15 protein-coding genes are annotated in these 16,238 nt (G+C 73.5%); 6 read left to right on the top strand and 9 right to left on the bottom strand.

Translation table 11 applies throughout. The annotated features are described in order from the left end of the window. Window positions 1–101: 101 nt before the first annotated feature. Together groL and groES are read right to left on the bottom strand one after the other, a co-directional pair. Window positions 102–1,727, bottom strand: a complete 1,626-nt coding sequence (gene groL, locus FHX81_RS24575) for a chaperonin GroEL (RefSeq protein ID WP_141980364.1) — start codon at window positions 1,725–1,727, stop codon at window positions 102–104. Between the two features lie 82 nt (window positions 1,728–1,809). Beyond that, the gene (groES, locus tag FHX81_RS24570) at window positions 1,810–2,103 is read right to left on the bottom strand and encodes a co-chaperone GroES (protein WP_033428811.1); all 294 of its coding nucleotides are present in this window, start codon (window positions 2,101–2,103) and stop codon (window positions 1,810–1,812) included. A 227-nt stretch (window positions 2,104–2,330) separates the two neighbouring features. Between groES and FHX81_RS24565 the strand changes: the two genes are divergently transcribed. Next, complete coding sequence (locus FHX81_RS24565) at window positions 2,331–3,848, top strand: alkaline phosphatase D family protein (RefSeq protein WP_141980363.1); 1,518 nt, start codon at window positions 2,331–2,333, stop codon at window positions 3,846–3,848. Here FHX81_RS24565 and FHX81_RS24560 read toward each other — a convergent pair whose 3' ends face one another. Further along, the gene (locus FHX81_RS24560) at window positions 3,849–4,709 is read right to left on the bottom strand and encodes an NAD(P)-dependent oxidoreductase (protein WP_141980362.1); all 861 of its coding nucleotides are present in this window, start codon (window positions 4,707–4,709) and stop codon (window positions 3,849–3,851) included. Between the two features lie 105 nt (window positions 4,710–4,814). Between FHX81_RS24560 and FHX81_RS24555 the strand changes: the two genes are divergently transcribed. Continuing rightward, window positions 4,815–7,820 (top strand): AfsR/SARP family transcriptional regulator, encoded by a 3,006-nt coding sequence (locus FHX81_RS24555; protein ID WP_141980361.1) that lies wholly within the window; start codon window positions 4,815–4,817, stop codon window positions 7,818–7,820. A 141-nt stretch (window positions 7,821–7,961) separates the two neighbouring features. Here FHX81_RS24555 and tsaD read toward each other — a convergent pair whose 3' ends face one another. Genes tsaD through tsaB form a run of 3 tightly spaced genes read right to left on the bottom strand, consistent with a single transcriptional unit; the run spans window position 7,962 to window position 10,136 of the window. Next, window positions 7,962–9,014 carry a tRNA (adenosine(37)-N6)-threonylcarbamoyltransferase complex transferase subunit TsaD gene (tsaD, locus tag FHX81_RS24550; protein WP_141980360.1) on the bottom strand — a complete coding sequence of 351 codons (1,053 nt, stop codon included), beginning with the start codon at window positions 9,012–9,014 and terminating at the stop codon, window positions 7,962–7,964. After that, entirely contained in the window at window positions 9,007–9,465 is a 459-nt protein-coding gene (gene rimI / locus FHX81_RS24545) for a ribosomal protein S18-alanine N-acetyltransferase (protein WP_141980359.1), read from the bottom strand. Before rimI ends, tsaD begins: the two co-directional genes overlap by 8 nt. Beyond that, window positions 9,462–10,136 (bottom strand): tRNA (adenosine(37)-N6)-threonylcarbamoyltransferase complex dimerization subunit type 1 TsaB, encoded by a 675-nt coding sequence (gene tsaB, locus FHX81_RS24540; RefSeq protein WP_141980358.1) that lies wholly within the window; start codon window positions 10,134–10,136, stop codon window positions 9,462–9,464. The genes rimI and tsaB overlap by 4 nt, the downstream gene beginning before the upstream one ends. 71 nt (window positions 10,137–10,207) lie before the next feature. Between tsaB and FHX81_RS24535 the strand changes: the two genes are divergently transcribed. Genes FHX81_RS24535 through FHX81_RS24520 form a run of 4 tightly spaced genes read left to right on the top strand, consistent with a single transcriptional unit; the run spans window position 10,208 to window position 13,482 of the window. Continuing rightward, entirely contained in the window at window positions 10,208–10,579 is a 372-nt protein-coding gene (locus FHX81_RS24535; RefSeq protein WP_141980357.1) for a MerR family transcriptional regulator, read from the top strand. Then, entirely contained in the window at window positions 10,567–10,872 is a 306-nt protein-coding gene (locus FHX81_RS24530) for a thioredoxin family protein (RefSeq protein ID WP_141980356.1), read from the top strand. The genes FHX81_RS24535 and FHX81_RS24530 overlap by 13 nt, the downstream gene beginning before the upstream one ends. Window positions 10,873–10,906: 34 nt before the next feature. Continuing rightward, window positions 10,907–12,241: an acyl-CoA synthetase gene (locus tag FHX81_RS24525; RefSeq protein WP_141980355.1), complete on the top strand. Its 1,335-nt coding sequence runs from the start codon at window positions 10,907–10,909 to the stop codon at window positions 12,239–12,241. After that, window positions 12,238–13,482: a carboxyl transferase domain-containing protein gene (locus tag FHX81_RS24520; protein WP_141980354.1), complete on the top strand. Its 1,245-nt coding sequence runs from the start codon at window positions 12,238–12,240 to the stop codon at window positions 13,480–13,482. Before FHX81_RS24525 ends, FHX81_RS24520 begins: the two co-directional genes overlap by 4 nt. Here FHX81_RS24520 and tsaE read toward each other — a convergent pair. Genes tsaE through alr form a run of 3 tightly spaced genes read right to left on the bottom strand, consistent with a single transcriptional unit; the run spans window position 13,404 to window position 16,125 of the window. Next, a complete protein-coding gene (gene tsaE, locus FHX81_RS24515) occupies window positions 13,404–13,898 on the bottom strand; it encodes a tRNA (adenosine(37)-N6)-threonylcarbamoyltransferase complex ATPase subunit type 1 TsaE (protein WP_246107955.1) in 495 nt (164 codons plus the stop codon). The genes FHX81_RS24520 and tsaE overlap by 79 nt on opposite strands. A gap of 2 nt (window positions 13,899–13,900) precedes the next feature. After that, window positions 13,901–15,004: an alpha/beta fold hydrolase gene (locus FHX81_RS24510; protein ID WP_170232164.1), complete on the bottom strand. Its 1,104-nt coding sequence runs from the start codon at window positions 15,002–15,004 to the stop codon at window positions 13,901–13,903. Then, window positions 15,001–16,125, bottom strand: coding sequence for an alanine racemase (alr, locus tag FHX81_RS24505; RefSeq protein ID WP_425473842.1), 1,125 nt, complete (start codon window positions 16,123–16,125; stop codon window positions 15,001–15,003). The genes FHX81_RS24510 and alr overlap by 4 nt, the downstream gene beginning before the upstream one ends. Window positions 16,126–16,238 lie beyond the last annotated feature (113 nt).

Genomic DNA, 16,238 nt, shown 5'->3' with positions numbered 1-16,238 from the left:
GCGGGTGCCGCCCCTCCGTTCGCGCTCTGACCGACCGATAACGCCTGGTCAGCGCCGGCCGTCAGCCACCGGCGCCGACCGTCGGCCGGCGGTGGCCGCTGTCAGTGGCCGTGACCGTGCCCGTGCCCGTGGCCGTTGGCGGCGGCGGGCTCCTCTTCCTTCTTCTCCACGACGGCGCTCTCGGTGGTGAGCACCATGCGGGCGATGGAAGCGGCGTTGGTGACCGCGGACCGCGTCACCTTCACCGGGTCGATGATCCCGGCTTCGAGCAGGTCGCCGTAGGTGAGGGTGGCGGCGTTGAGGCCGAAGCCCCAGTCCTGCTCGCGCACCTTGTTCACCACGACGGCGCCTTCGAGACCCGCGTTCGCGGCGATCCAGAACAGCGCCGAGCCCAGGGCCTCGCGGACGATCGCGACGCCGGTCGCCTCGTCGCCGGACAGGTCGAGCCCGCCGTCGAGCACCTTGGCCGCGTGCACCAGGGCCGAACCGCCGCCGGGCACGATGCCCTCCTCGACCGCGGCCTTGGTCGCCGACACCGCGTCCTCGATGCGGTGCTTGCGCTCCTTCAGCTCGGTCTCGGTGGCCGCGCCGACCTTGATCACCGCGATGCCGCCGGACAGCTTGGCCAGCCGCTCCTGCAGCTTCTCGCGGTCCCAGTCGGAGTCGGTGGCCTCGATCTCGCGGCGCAGCAGCTCCGCGCGACCCGCCACGTCGGCCTTGGTGCCGCCGCCGTCGACGATGGTCGTGTTGTCCTTGGAGACGACGACCCGCCGGGCCGAGCCCAGCACGTCGAGACCCGCCTCGGACAGCTTCAGGCCGACCTCGGCCGCGATGACCTGCGCGCCGGTGACGACGGCCAGGTCGTCCAGGAACGCCTTGCGGCGGTCGCCGAAGTACGGCGCCTTGACCGCGACCACGCGCAGGGTCTTGCGCAGGGCGTTGACGACCAGGGTGGACAGCGCCTCGCCCTCGACGTCCTCGGCGATGATGACCAGCGGCTTGCCGGCCTCGGCGACCTTCTCCAGGATCGGCAGCAGGTCGGCCAGCGCCGAGATCTTCTCGCGGTGCAGCAGGATGCGGGCGTCCTCGAACACCGTCTCCTGGGCTTCGAGGTCGGTGGCGAAGTGCGCCGACACGTAGCCCTTGTCGAACTGCACGCCCTCGGTGATCTGCAGCTCGGTGGCCATCGAGGAGGACTCCTCGACGGTGATCACACCGTCCTCGCCGACCTTCTCGATGGCCTCGCCGAGCAGGGCGCCGATGGACTCGTCACGCGACGAGACGGTGCCGACCTGGGCGATGTTGTCGCGACCCTTGACCGGGGTGGCCTTGGCCTTGAGGGCGTCCACGACGGCCTCGGCGGCGGCCTGGATGCCGACGCCGAGCGACATCGGGTTCGCGCCGGCCGCGACGTTGCGCAGGCCGACCCGGACCATGGCCTGGGCCAGCACGGTCGCGGTCGTGGTGCCGTCACCGGCGACGTCGTTGGTCTTGGTGGCGACGCTCTTGGCCAGCTGCGCGCCGAGGTTCTCGAACGCGTCGTCCAGCTCGATCTCGCGGGCGATGGTCACGCCGTCGTTGGTGACGGTGGGCCCGCCGAACTTCTTGTCGAGCACCACGTGCCTGCCGCGCGGGCCGAGGGTCACCTTGACCGTGTCCGCGAGCTTGTTCACGCCGCGCTCGAGTGCCCGACGAGCGTCCTCGTCGAAGCTGATCTGCTTGGGCATTGCCTACGCCTCTCTTGATGCGAAACGCCCCGGGAAGCCCCGGTGAGGGGTTCGCCGGGGCGCCTTGCGTGTCAGCCGAGCGTCAGTTGATGACGGCCAGCACGTCGCGGGCGGAGAGGATGAGGTACTCCTCGCCGTTGTACTTGACCTCGGTGCCGCCGTACTTGGAGTAGATGACGACGTCGCCGACAGCCACGTCCACGGGGACGCGGTTGCCCTTGTCGTCGATCCGGCCGGGGCCGACCGCGAGGACCTTGCCCTCCTGGGGCTTCTCCTTCGCGGTGTCCGGGATCACGAGGCCGGAAGCGGTCGTGGTCTCGGCCTCGCTGGCCTGGACGACGATCTTGTCCTCGAGCGGCTTGATGTTCACGCTCACCGGGCTGACCTCCACGGTCGTCGAAAGCGTTGGCAGGTTGCGTTTACGGCTCCTGCCACCCCGCCGTCGCGGGGGTCGGGGCGGTTGCTGGTGCCGTGCATCTAGCACTCTACCCACGCGAGTGCCAACGCTTCAACGAACCCCCCGCAACCGGTGGGGTGAAGTCGTCCACTCGTGTCACACCGCCGTTCACCTGGTCGCCAACCTGGTCGGCAACGGTGTCGGGCATGACTGCGGTGACCCGACGTTCCCTGCTCATCGGCGGTGCGGCCGGTGTGGCGCTCGCTACCGCCGGCGCGGGCGTGCCCAAGCTCGACGACCCCTTCACGCTCGGCGTGGCCTCCGGCGACCCCGGCCCGGACGGCATGGTGCTGTGGACGCGGCTGGCGCCCGCCCCGCTGAACGAGGACGGCCTCGGCGGCATGCCGAACCGGGTGGTCCCGGTGCACTGGGAGGTGGCCGAGGACGAGCGCTTCCGGCGCGTGGTGCGGCGCGGGGTGCAGGTGGCGCGCCCCGAGTCCGCGCACAGCGTGCACGTGGAGACGTTCGGCCTGCGGCCGGGCCGCGAGTACTTCTACCGGTTCCGGGTCGACGGCCACCTGTCCCCCGTCGGCCGCACCCGCACGACGCCCGAGCCGTGGGCGCTGGGCCGGGACCTGACCATGTGCTTCGCGTCGTGCTCGCACTACGGCGAGGGCTACTTCACCGCCTACCGGCGGCTCGCCGAGGACCACCCGGACCTGGTCCTGCACCTGGGCGACTACCAGTACGAGTACGCGGCCAAGGCGGCGGACGTGCGCACCGTGCTCGGCCCGGAGACCCGCACGCTGGCCGACTACCGGCTCCGGCACGCCCAGTACAAGACCGACGAGGACCTGCAGCTCGCGCACTCGGTGGCGCCGTGGCTGGTGATCTGGGACGACCACGAGGTCGAGAACAACTGGGCCGACGAGGTGCCGGAGCAGCCGGACGCGCACTTCGCCGCCCGGCGCGCGGCGGCGTTCCAGGCCTACTACGAGAACATGCCGCTGCGGCGCGGCGCGAAGCCCAACGGCGTCGACATGCAGCTCTACCGGCGCGTCCAGTGGGGCGGCCTGGTCAACTTCCACATGCTCGACACCCGCCAGTACCGCGACGACCAGGCGTGCGGCGACGGGTGGAAGACCTGCGCCGACGCCGGCCTGGCCACCCGCACGATCACGGGCGCGGCGCAGGAGGAGTGGCTGCTCGACGGTTTCCGCCGGTCCCGGTCGCGGTGGGACGTGCTCGGCCAGCAGGTGTTCTTCGCCGAGCGCGACCGCAAGGACGGCCCGGAGAAGGAGGTGTCCATGGACTCCTGGGACGGCTACCTGGCCTCCCGCGACCGGGTCACCCGCGGCTGGGTGGACGCCAAGGTCCGCAACGCGGTCGTGCTGACCGGTGACGTGCACGCGGCGTACGCGGCCGACATCAAGGCCGACTGGAACGACCCGGCGTCGTCGCGCACGGTGGGCACCGAGCTGGTGTGCACGTCGGTCACCTCCGGCGGCGACGGCAACGACACGGTCGACGAGGTGCAGCTGCGGCTGAACCCGCACATCAAGCTGCACAGCAGGCGGCGCGGGTACGTGCGGACGAAGTTCACCGCGCGGGAGGTGCGGGCGGACTTCCGCGCGCTGCCGCACGTGCGGACGGCCGGGGCCGAGGCCACGACGCTGAAGTCGTTCGTGGTCGAGGACCGCAACCCCGGCTTGAACCCCGTGTGATCAGCTCCGCAGGACGTTGATCAGGGCGGTCCAGCTGTCCTTGCCGTGCCCCGCCGCGATGGCGCGGTCGTAGAGGGACCGGACCGCCCTGGGCAGCGCGGCGTCGACGCCGGCGGCCTCGCTGGCACCCACGACGTGCGCCGCGGTGGCGCCCATCATGGTGGCGTTGGCCAGGTCGCCGGGGTGCTCGTCGGCGTCGACGTGCCGGACGGTCTCGGCGACGTACATCGACAGCGTGTTGAGGGTGTCGGTGAGGTACGGCGCGTACCGCTCGGCCGTGAAGCCCGCCGACTTCACCAGGGCGATGCCGTGCAGCATCGCGGCCAGCGAGGTGAGGAAGACGTCGAGCTGCGCCTGGTAGAGCAGCTGGGCCAGGGTGTGGTCCTCGCCCAGGTAGTCGGGCCGGCCGAGCACCGCGAGCGCGGCGGCGTGCCGGTCGAACACCTCGCGCGGTCCGCTGTAGAAGACGTACGCGGCCGGGTGGCCGACCATCTCCGCGTTCGCCATCACGCCGCCGACCAGCAGCTCCGCGCCCCGTTCGGCGAGCCAGGCGGCGGCCTTGAGGGTCTGGTCGGGCGTGTCGGAGCTCAGGTTGACCACGACGCGGCCGGCGAGGTCGGTGCCGTCGAGGATGTCGTACATGGCGGCGTAGTCGGTGAGGCTGAGCACCAGCAGCCGGTTCGCGGCCACCGCGTCGGCCGCGGTCGCGGCCCGGACGGCGCCCCGGGCGACGACGGCGTCGGCACGGGCGGTGGTGCGGTTCCAGACCGTGGTCGGGTGTCCGGCCTCGAGGAACCGGGTCACCATGGCCTGGCCCATCGGGCCGAGGCCGATCACGGTCAACGGGGTCTTGTCGGTCATGTGTTCCTCACTCCTTCGTGTGACTTCGAGGGTGGCCGGTGCCGCGCACGGTCTCCTGGGGGTCTGCTGGGGGTCGGCGCACGGCCGCCCGGTTACGGTCCGGGCGTGAGATTCGGGGTGTTGGGTCCGCTGGGCGTGTGGGCGGCGGGCGGCGGCGCGGTGCGGGTGCCGGAGGCGAAGGTCCGGTTGCTGCTGGCGGACCTGCTCGCGCACGAGGGTCGCCCGGTGTCCGCGGACCGGTTGGCGTTCGACCTGTGGGGCGACCGGCCGCCCGGCAACCCGGTGAACACGTTGCAGACCAAGGTCTCCCAGTTGCGCCGGGCGTTGGAGGCGGCGGAGCCGGGCGGGCGGGAGCTGGTCGCGCACGGGCCGGCGGGGTACGCGGTGCGGGTCGACTCGTCCACTTTGGACGTGTTGCGGTTCCGGGAGCTGGTGGCGGCCGGGCGGTACGGCGAGGCGTTGGCGTTGTGGCGCGGCGAGCCGCTGGCGGAGTTCGCCGACGCGCCGTTCCTGGCCCCGGTGACGGCGCGGTGGGCGGAGGAGCGGCTGGCGGCGTTGGAGGAGTTCGCCGAGTCGGGCTCGGGGTCGGGCGAGGTGGACCTGGCGGCCGAGGTGGCGCGGCACCCGTTGCGCGAACGCTTGCGCGGGCTGCACATGCGGGCCCTCTACCGGGCCGGGCGGCAGGTCGAGGCGCTGGCGAGCTACGCGGAGCTGCGGCGGGCGCTGGCCGAGGAGCAGGGGCTGGAGCCGGGGCCCGCGCTGGCCGCGCTGCACCGGGCGATCCTGGACCACGACCCGGCGCTCGGGCCCGTCGCGGCGGCGCGCACGAACCTGCCGGTGGCGGTGACGGCGCTGGTCGGCCGGGAACGGGCGGTGCGGGACCTGCGCGGGCTGCCGCGGGACGCCCGGCTGGTGACGCTCACCGGTCCGGGCGGGGTCGGCAAGACGAGCCTGGCCCTGGAGGTCGCCCGGCGGGACGCGGTCGCGGACGGGGTGTGGCTGGTCGAGCTGGCGGGTGTCGGGCGGGCCGAGCAGGTGGTGAGCGCGGTGGCCGACGTGCTCGGCGTGCGCGAGGACGCGTCCGGGGCGGCGCTGGTGGAGGCGTTGCGCGGGCGTGAGGTGCTGCTGGTGCTGGACAACTGCGAGCGGCTGGTGGAGCCGGTCGCCGCGCTGGTGTCCCGGCTGCTGCGGGCCGTGCCGGGGCTGCGGGTGCTGGCCACCAGCCAGGAACCGCTCGGGTTGGCGTTCGAGACGGTGTGGGCCGTGCCGCCGTTGGACCTGTCGGATGCGGTGACGTTGTTCGCGGCGCGCGCTGCCGCCGCCGCCCCCGGCTTCACCGTGACGCCGGACAACGCCGCGGTGGTCGAGGCGATCTGCCGCCGGCTCGACGGCCTGCCGCTCGCGGTGGAGCTGGCCGCGACGCGGGTGCGCGGGCTCGGCGTGACGGCGCTGCTGGACCGGCTGGACGACCGGTTCCGGGTGCTGGCGACCGGGCACCGGGACGCGCCCGCCCGGCAGCGGACGTTGCGGGCCATGATCGACTGGAGCTGGGACGTGCTCGGTGACGCCGAGCGGACCGTGCTGCGGCGGTTGTCCGTGCACGTGGACGGGTGCGCGTTGGACGCCGCCGAGGCCGTGTGCGCGGGCGGCGGGGTGGCGGTGGACGAGGTGCTCGACGTGCTGACCCGGCTGGTGGACCGGTCGCTGGTGGTCGCGCCGGAGCACACGGGCGAGCCGCGGTTCCGGTTGTTGGAGTCGGTCGCCGACTACGGGCGGGAGAGGTTGCGGGAGGCGGGCGAGTTCGAGGACGTGCGGGTGCGGCACGCGGCGTTCTACCTGGCGCTGGCCGAACGCGCCGACCCGGAGCTGCGGGCGGCCGGTCAGTTGGCGTGGCTGGACCGGCTGGACGCCGACACGGCGAACCTGCGTGCCGCGCACGACGCGTTGGGGCCCGCCGACTCGGCCCGGTTGACGCGTGCGTTGACCTGGTACTGGTTCCTGCGCGGCCGGTTGCGGGAGGGTCGGCGGCTGATGACCGCGACCGATCCGGTGACGGCGGCGTGGCGCGCCGGGTTCGGGGTGCTGCTGGGTGAGGCGGCGGAACCCGCGGCGGTGGCCGGTACCGCGGAGGTCGACGACGTTCCGCAGAGGGCACGGGCCCGGTGGTTCCTCGGCTACGTGCTGTCGACTGTCGGCGACATGCCGTCGGCCGAGCGGCTGACCTCCCGGGCGCTGGCGGCGTTCGAGGAGCTGGGCGACCGGTGGGGCGTGGCCGCCGCGCACAGCGACCGGGTGAGCCAGGCGCTGGCCCGGGGCTCGGTCGAGGAGGCACGCGCGTCGGCCGCGCGGTGCGCGGCGCTGTTCGAGGCGTTGGGCGAGCGGTGGGGGCAGCTCAAGGCGTCGTTCGGGCTGGGGATGCTCGCGCAGCTGGCCGGTGACTACGAACGCGCGGAGGCCGTGCACCGGGACGGGCTGCGGGTGGCGGAGGAGCTGCGGTCGTGGCCGGAGGTGTCGTACAAGCTGTCCTGGCTGGGCCGGGTGGCGTTGACCCGCGGTGACTACCCGAAGGCGCGTGAGCTGCACGAACGGGCCCGTCGGACGGCGGCCGAGCACGGGTTCTCGCCCGGTGAGGTGTACGCGGTGACGGGCTTGGCGCTGGGCGCGCGGCGGGAGGGGCGGCTCGACGAGGCGGAGGCGCACTGGGAGCGACTGCGGGCGTGGCACCGGCAGGTCGGGTTCGCGGCGGGTGCGACGTTGGTGCTGGCGGAGCTGGGGTTCGTGGCCGAGCAGCGCGGTGACGCGGCGCGGGCGGAGGAGCTGCACTCGGAGGGGTTGGCGCTGGCCCGGGAGGTGGGCGACCCGCGGGCGATCGCGTTGGCGCTGGAGGGCTCGGCGGGCGCTCGGGCGTTGGCGGGCGACGCGCGGACGGCGGCGCGGCTGCTGGGTGCGGCGACGGCGGCCCGCGCGTCCGTCGGCGTGCCGCTGCCCGTCGGGGAACGCGACGACGTGGACCGGATCTCCGCCGCGGCCCGCGCCGCCTTGGGCTCCGACGCCTACGCCGCCGCTTTCGCCGCAGGTCACGCCGAAGGCCTGACCGTCCCCTACCCGTGAGTCGAACGCTCAGGCCCCGCGTGTCGAACGCTCGGGTACCCCGAATTCAACACTCGGGTACGGCCGGAGCCGACGCGAACGTGGAACTCGGGGGACCTGAGCGTTCGACTCACGAGACCTGAGCGTTCGACACGCGGGGGGTCAGAGGATCTGGATGGTGCTCACGGGCAGGCCGGGGGTGGTCGAGAGGTCCAGGGCGGACGGCTTCGCGCCGGCGGCCACCAGGTGCGCGCCGAGGGCGGCGATCATCGCGCCGTTGTCGGTGCACAGCCGGGGACGCGGGACGCGCAGCTCGATGCCCGCCTCGGCGCACCGCTCCGCCGCGAGCCCGGACAGGCGCGAGTTCGCGGCCACCCCGCCGGAGATCACCAGCGTGTCCACGGCCAGGTCCTTGCACGCCCGGATCGCCTTCGCGGTCAGCACGTCGGCCACCGCCTCCTGGAACGACGCGGCCACGTCGGCCAGCGGGATCTCCTCCCCCGCGCGCTCCTGCTTCTCCACCCACCGCGCCACCGACGTCTTCAAGCCGGAGAACGAGAAGTCGTACTTCGCGTCACGCGGACCGGTCAGCCCGCGCGGGAACGCGATGGCGCAGCCGTTGCCCTGCTTGGCGAGCTTGTCGATCGGCGGGCCGCCCGGGTACGGCAGGTCGAGCAGCCGGGCCACCTTGTCGTAGGCCTCGCCCGCCGCGTCGTCCACCGTGGACCCGATCTCGGTGATCTTCTCCGCCAGCCCCTCGACCAGCAGCAGCTGCGAGTGCCCGCCCGACACGAGCAGCGCCACGCACCGCTTCGGCAGCGGCCCGTGCTCGAGGGTGTCCGCCGCGACGTGGCCCGCGAGGTGGTTCACGCCGTACAGCGGCTTGTCCAACGCCGCCGCGTACGCCTTGGCCGCCGACACGCCGACCAGCAGCGCGCCCGCGAGCCCCGGACCGGCGGTGACCGCGATCGAGTGCACGTCCCGCAGCGCGATCCCGGCCTTCTCCACGGCACGGCGCATGGTCGGCACCATGGCCTCCAGGTGCGCGCGGGACGCGACCTCGGGCACGACGCCGCCGAAGCGGGCGTGCTCCTCGACGCTGGACGCGACCTCGTCGGCGAGCAGTTCCAGCGACCCGTCCGGGCCGAGCCGGACGATGCCGACGCCGGTCTCGTCGCACGAGCTCTCGATACCGAGGATGAGCCGGTCAGTCACGGTTCGCGGGCCTTCCCATCGTGTACGCGTCGGCGCCCGACGGCTGGTAGTAGCGGCGGCGCAGGCCGAGGTGCTCGAACCCGTGCGCCAGGTAGAGGCCGATCGCCCGCGCGTTGTCCGTGCGGACTTCCAGGAACACCGGGAGCCCCAGCTCGTCGGCCTTGGCGAGCAGGGCGCGCAGCAGCGTCTTGCCGACACCGCTGCCCTGGTAGTCCACCACGACCGCGATCGTGTGGACGCTCGACTCGAAGTCGGTCAGGCCGAGGCCCGCGTACCCGATCAACGTCTCGTCGACGTACGCGCCGACGTAGAAGTTGCCGTGGTCCAGCTCGCTGCGGAACGCGTCCGCGCTCCACGGGTCGTCGCCCGGGAACAGGTCCTGCTCGATCTGCGCGCACCTCGCCGCGTCCCGGCGGCGCAGCGGCGCGATCGTGACGGTGCCGGGACTCACGCCCGGGTCACCCGCTTGCGCCCGACGGGCTCCACCGCGTCCGGACGGCGCAGGTAGAGCGGGGTGAGCGCGGCCGGACGCGCGCCCGCGAGCAGCTCCTCGGCCGCCACCGCGACCAGCGACACCGGCGACGGGTAGCGCGCCGCCACCACCGGCAGCCCGATCACGTCGGCGTACAGCTCGGCGCCCTCGCCGGCGGCCTCGGCCACCGCGGGCAGCTTCACGACCAGGTCGGCGGGCCGGTCGACGTGCGGGCCGTCGGTGCGCCGGCCGGCCGCGTCGTAGGCCGCCCAGTACACCTCCTTGCGGCGCGCGTCGGTGGCCACCAGCAGCGGTTTGCCGGTGGCGGCGTCCAGCGCGACGGCGTCCGGCGTCGGCACCGGGTACACCGGCCGGTTGAGCGCCTGGCCGAGCGCGGCGGCGGTGACCAGGCCCACGCGCAGCCCGGTGAACGGCCCGGGGCCCGAGCCGCACACGATCGCGTCGAGGTCGGCGAGCCGGTGACCTGCCTCCGCCAGCGCCTCCTGGAGGTGCGGTGTGAGCAGCTCACCGTGCGCCTTCGCGTTCACCGTCACCCGCTGGGCGAGCAGCCGGGGAGGCGAGCCGGGCGTCAGTTCCACCACACCGGCCGTGACGGCGGGGGTGGCGGTGTCCAAGGCGAGCACTAGCACAACTGACAAGGGTATCGGGTGGCGTGCACCACACTTGTGTTGACGTCCACGTCAAGTCGGAGGATGAGCGCGTGCGCATCGGAGAACTGGCGCGGCGGGGTGGCACGACCACCCGTGCGCTGCGCTACTACGAGTCCCTCGGACTGCTGCCCGCGCGGCGCGCCGCGAACGGGCAGCGGGAGTACGACGAGGACGACCTGAAGCTGGTGCACGAGATCCGCTCGCTCACCGGCATCGGGTTCGCCCTGGAGGACACCAGGCCGTTCGTCCAGTGCCTGCGCGACGGCCACACCTCCGGCGACGCCTGCCCGGCGTCGGTCGAGGTGTACCGGCGCAAGCTGGCCGAGCTGGACGACTGCATCACCCGGTTGCGGGCCGTCCGGGACCAGGTGCGCGCGCAGCTTCAGGACGCCGAGCAGAGGAGCAGGCCGTGCGGACGTTGACCGACGACGAGTTCACCGGAGCGGTGGCCGGCGGGAACGTGCTGGTGGAGTTCGGCGCCGCGTGGTGCGGGCCGTGCCGGATGCTGGAGCCGGTGCTGGACGAGATCGACCGGGAGCGCGACGACCTCACCGTGCTGAAGGTCGACATGGACGCCAGCCCGGGCACGGCCCGCGACCAGGGGATCATGTCCGCGCCCACGCTCCAGCTCTACCGGGACGGCCGGTTGGTCGCACAGACAGTCGGCGCTCGGCCGAAGATCCACCTGATCGCGTGGCTCGAACCACACTTGTGATGCGTCCGGGGGCGGGGCCGGTCACTGTAAGGGGATGCTGCTGCCAGCGCTGGCCTCACCGTCGCCGAAGATCGCCCTGCGGTTCCCCGAGCGGGAGCTGACCTACGAGCAGTTGGCGCGCGAGGCCCGCGCCGTGGCGGGCGGGCTGGTCGGGCGGCGGAGGGTCGCGGTGTGGGCGCGGCCGACCCCCGAGACGTGCGTGGTGGTCGTCGGCGCGTTGCTGGCCGGCGTGCCGGTCGTGCCGCTCAACCCCAAGGTCGGCGAGCGGGAGCTCGCGCACATCCTCGCCGACAGCGAGCCCGACCTGGTGGTGGACGACGTGCTGCCGTCCGGCCCGGTGGTCGACCTGCCGGAGCCGGACGGCGAGGCGCCGGCGTTGATCGTCTACACGAGCGGCACGACGGGACCGCCCAAGGGCGTGGTGCTGCCGAGGCGGGCGCTGGCGACGAACCTCGACGCGCTGGCGGCGGCGTGGGCGTGGACCGAGGACGACGTGGTGGTGCACGGCCTGCCGTTGTTCCACGTGCACGGCTTGGGCGTCGGGGTGCTCGGGCCGTTGCGGCGGGGCGGGACGGTGCACCACCTCGGGTCGTTCGGCGTCGCCGAGGCGGCCGAGGCGCTGCGCGGCGGCGGCACGATGATGTTCGGCGTCCCCACGATGTACCACCGGATCGCGGCCGAGCCCGAGCACGCCGCCGCGTTCGGGCGGGCCCGGCTGCTCGTGTCCGGGTCCGCGGCGCTCCCGGCCACCGTGCACGAGCGCATCTCGCAGCTCACCGGCCAGCGGGTGGTGGAGCGCTACGGGATGACCGAGACGCTGATGAACACCAGCGTCCGCGCGGACGGCGACCGGCGGCCCGGCGCGGTCGGGCTGCCGCTGGACGGGGTGGAGCTGCGGGTCGTCGGCGGGTCCGGCGACGAGCCGGGCGAGATCGAGGTGCGCGGGCCGAACCTGTTCCTGGAGTACCTGAACCGGCCGGACGCCACGCGTGACGCGTTCCGCGACGGCTGGTTCCGGACCGGTGACCTGGCCGTGGTGGAGCCGGACGGGTACGTGCGGATCGTCGGGCGACGGGCCACGGACCTGATCAAGAGCGGCGGGTACAAGATCGGTGCGGGCGAGGTCGAGAACGCCCTGCTGGAGCACCCGGCCGTGGCCGAGGTCGCGGTGACCGGCGAGCCGGACGACGACCTGGGCGAGCGGGTGGTGGCGTGGGTCGTGGCCGACGGCGAACCACCCGCGCCCGAGGCGTTGGGCGACCACGTGGCCAGGTTGCTGTCGCCGCACAAGCGGCCGAGGGTCGTGCGGTACGTGGACGCGTTGCCGCGCAACGACATGGGCAAGGTGCTGAAGCGGGAGCTGCGGTGAACCCGCTGGGCTGGCCGGGTTACGAGGAGCAGCTCGGCCGGGCGCGGGCGCGGTCCGGTGGCGTCGAGTCGGTGACGTGGCAGCGGTCGGCGCACGCGGTGGAGATCACCTTCGACTTCCGGTTCCTCGGCGGCTCCGTCGGCACCGCGACCGGCGCCCTGATCGAGGAGGCGTTCACCGGGGCGCGGGCCGCCCGCTTGCCCGTGGTGTCCCGGATCGCCACCGGTGGGAGCCGGATGCAGGAGGGGATGCTGTCGTTGCGGCAGCTCCAGCGCGTGGCGCGGCTGTGCGCCGCGCACCGGGAGGCGGGCTTGCCGCACGTGTCGGTGCTGGGTGACCCGACCACCGGTGGCCTGTGGGCGTCACTGGGTGCCGGGGCCGACTTCGTCATCGGCGTGGCGGGCGCGCAGGTCGGCTTCGCGGGCAGTCGCGTGCGGCCCGCCGACGACCCCGCTTACACCGCTGAGGGCCAGTTCGCGGCCGGCACGGTGGACCTCGTCGTGCCGGCCGCCGACGTCGGTGCGACCGTGGCGGAGGTCGTCTGGCTGCTGACGCACGGCGACGCCGTACCTGCCGAGGTGCCGCGCGCACTGGGTGCCCAGGAGCTGCCCGCGGACGGGTGGAGTGCCGTGCGGCGGGCGCGTTCGGCGGACCGCCCCCGCGCCGGGGCTTACCTGGACGACTACTTCGACTCCCGGATGCCGATCAACGGCGACCGGGCGGGTGGCGTGGACGCGGGGGTGCTGTGCGGCGTCGGGCGGCGGGGCGACCGGGCCATCGCCTTCGCCGCTCAGACGGGCACCGCCACCACGCCCGCCGGTTTCCGCACGGCGGCCCGCCTGGTCCGGCTGGCGTCGCGGTTCGCCTTGCCGGTGTTGACGTTGGTCGACACGCCGGGCGCGGCGAACGACGCGGCGGCGGAACGGGCCGGGGTCGGCGCGGCCATCGCCGAGCTGTTCGCGGCGGTCGCGGAGGCGCGGGTTCCGATCACCACCCTGGTCGTGGGGGAAGGCGGGTCGGGTGGGGCGTTGGCCCTGTCGTCCCCGGAGCACACGTGGATCACCCCGGATGCGTACTTCTCGGTCATCGCACCGGAGTTGGCGGCGGCGATCCTGAAGCGGGACGACGTGCTGCGGCTCGCGGATGACCTGCGGTTGCGGCCTCAGGACTTGGTGGAGCTGGGCGTGGTGCGGGGGATCGCCGGTCGACCGGGGAGTTCGCGGTCGACCCAGGCACCGTGAGGGTGCAGGTGGGCGATGCGCACGTCGTCGTCCCGGCGTTCCAGCTTGATCAGCAGGTGGTCCTCGGACAGCCGCTCGGCCGCGCCCTCCCCCCACTCCACGGCCACCACCGCGTCCACCAGATCCGTGTCGAGGTCGAGGTCGTCCAGCTCGTCGAGATGACCACCGAGCCGGTAGGCGTCCACGTGCACCAGGGGCACCCCGCGGCCACCGGGCGCGGGATCGTGGACGCGCGCGATCACGAAGGTCGGCGAACTGACCCGTCCCGTCACACCGAGGCCGTCGGCCAGGCCGCGCACCAGCGCCGTCTTGCCCGCGCCCAACGGCCCGGACAGCAGCACCAGGTCGCCACCCCGCACCAGCCCACCCAGCTCGCGCCCGAACTCCTCGGTGTCGTGCACCTCGGGGAGCGTCACGCTCACGCTCGTCGCCACCAACGCCGCCTGCTTTCCGACCGTTCGGCGGCACTGCGCCGAACCACTCCGACCAGGTGCCCGGTGACCAGGTCGGGTTGTTCCAACATGAGCATGTGGCCCGCCCCGGACGCGCGGACCAGTTCGCCGTGCGGCATCTCCTCGGCCATCCGCTCGGCGTGCGAGAACGGCGTCAGCTTGTCCGCGTCACCGCTGATCACGAGCACCTCGCAGTGCCGCAGACCGGCCAGCGCCTTGTAGCGGTTGTGGGTGCCGAGGGTCTCCAGGAACTCGGTGAGCACCTGCACCGTCGTTCCGCCGATCATCTGCTCCATCAGGTCGACCAACGACGGGCTGACCTCGCCGGTGCCGAACGCCAGCGCCCGGATGCCGCTCCACGTCAGCGTCGAGGCGCGCCGCCGGACCCACTCCACCAGACCCGGCTGCAACCCCGCGAGCCTGCCGACGCCCAACGTCACCGGGTTGTAGCGGGACAGCACGGACTTCGGCAGGCCGGCACCACCCACCGCGCCGGCGGCCGTGCCGACGAGCGCCACTCCGCGCACCCGGTCGGCGAACAGGTCGGGGCGCTGCTCGGCCAACGCCATGATGGTCATTCCGCCCATCGAGTGACCGACCAGCACCAGCGGACCGTCCGGCGCCATCGAGCGGATCACCGCGTCGAGGTCCTTGGCGCACTGGTCGATCGTGCTGCCCTCGGCCGTGGACCGGCCGGAGCGGCCGTGGCTGCGCTGGTCGTACAGGACCTGGCGGACGCGGGGCTCGGTGAGCTCGGCCAAGTCGCGGCGCTGGAAGTGCCAACAACGGCGGTCCAGGGCGAAACCGTGCACGAGGACGACCGTCACCTCGGGTTTCCCGCCGTCCTCCGGGTCGACCTCCTCGACCGACAGCGGCACGCCGTCGTCCGCCGCGACGGTCGACTCGCGGGTCGGGGTGAGGCGGCCGAGCGGTTCGCCGGCGAGCGGGTCGTCGGCTTGCCGGTCGTGCGAGACCTTCTTCTGGTTCGCGGCCACGCCCACCGCGACACCGGTCGCGGCGGCGCCGAGGATGCCGCCGGCCCAGCCGACGGCTTTCCACACCGTGTTCACCGCCGTGTCCCCACGTACTTCCGGGTGACACGCGGTCGGTACATGCCGGTGACGATCTCGTAGTCGATCGTGCCGGTGGTGTCGGCCCACTCGCGGGCCGTCGGCTCGCCGTCGCCCCCCGGTCCGAACAGCACGACCTCGTCCCCCTCCGCCACCACGTCGTCGCCGCAGTCGACCACCACCTGGTCCATGCAGACGCGGCCGACGACCGGGCGGCGGCGTCCGGCCAGCCAGACGTCCATCCGGTTCGAGAGGCTGCGCGGCACGCCGTCGGCGTAACCGACGGGCACCAGGGCCAGGTTCGTGTCGCTCTTCGCGGTCCAGCTCAGACCGTAGGACACCGACTCACCGGCCGGGACGCGCTTGACGAGGGCGACCGCGGACCGGAACGTCATCACGGGCCGCAGGTCGGTGGGGACGGGGACCGGGTTGAGGCCGTAGATCGCGATGCCCGGGCGGACGAGGTCCAGGTGGAGGTCGGGGCGGGTGATCAGCGCGGCGGAGTTGGCGATGTGGCGGCGCGGGTCGAGGCCCGCCGCGACGGCTTCGCGGTAGGCGTCGTCGAAGCGCTCGGCCTGGGCGTCGGTGGCGCGATGCCCGATCTCGTCGGCCGCGGCCAGGTGGGACCAGATCGAGTGAACTTCGACGTTCGGGGTCTTGGCGGCGCGCTCGACCAGCTCCGGCCACCGCGCGGCCGGGCAGCCGTTGCGGGACAGGCCGGTGTCGATCTTGAGGTGGACGCGGGCGGTCCGCCCCGCCTTCTCGGCCGCCGCCGAGATCTCCTCCAGCTGGGTCAGGGACGACGCCGACAGGTCGACGTCCTGCTCGACGCCGGGTGCGTAGTCCGTGCCGTGCGGGTCGAGCCAGGCCAGGATCGGCACGGTCAGCCCGGTGGCGCGCAGCGTCAGGGCTTCGGCGAGCGAGCAGGAGCCGAGCCACGTCGCGCCCGCCTCGACCGCCGCTCTGGCCACCTCCACCGCGCCGTGCCCGTACCCGTCGGCCTTGACGACGGCCATCGTGTCGGCGTTGGGCGCGAGGGCGTCGAGGTGGGCGACGTTGTGCCGGAGGTTGTCGAGGTCGATCACGACCTCAGCGCGAGGAGCAGCCATAACGCCGTTCATGGTGACACAACCACCTCCACCCCAACCGCGCGAGTCGAACGTCCAGGTCCCGAGTGTCGAACGCTCGCGTCCCCTGAATTCAACACTCGGGTCGCGGGGGTCGCCGCGCTGAG

Origin of the sequence: Saccharothrix saharensis (assembly GCF_006716745.1) — a bacterium.
GTDB classification, from domain to species: domain Bacteria; phylum Actinomycetota; class Actinomycetes; order Mycobacteriales; family Pseudonocardiaceae; genus Actinosynnema; species Actinosynnema saharense.
The sequence above is the reverse complement of the archived record's forward strand: the minus strand, read 5'-3'. Positions and strand labels throughout refer to the sequence as shown.

Bases quoted from the DNA above. Each gene is read 5' to 3' on its own strand.
- FHX81_RS24565 (WP_141980363.1), top strand. From the start codon at position 2,331: ATGACTGCGGTGACCCGACGTTCCCTGCTCATCGGCGGTGCGGCCGGT.
- alr (WP_425473842.1), bottom strand. From the start codon at position 16,125: ATGAACGGCGTTATGGCTGCTCCTCGCGCTGAGGTCGTGATCGACCTC.
- groL (WP_141980364.1), bottom strand. From the start codon at position 1,727: ATGCCCAAGCAGATCAGCTTCGACGAGGACGCTCGTCGGGCACTCGAG.
- FHX81_RS24560 (WP_141980362.1), bottom strand. From the start codon at position 4,709: ATGACCGACAAGACCCCGTTGACCGTGATCGGCCTCGGCCCGATGGGC.
- FHX81_RS24525 (WP_141980355.1), top strand. From the start codon at position 10,907: ATGCTGCTGCCAGCGCTGGCCTCACCGTCGCCGAAGATCGCCCTGCGG.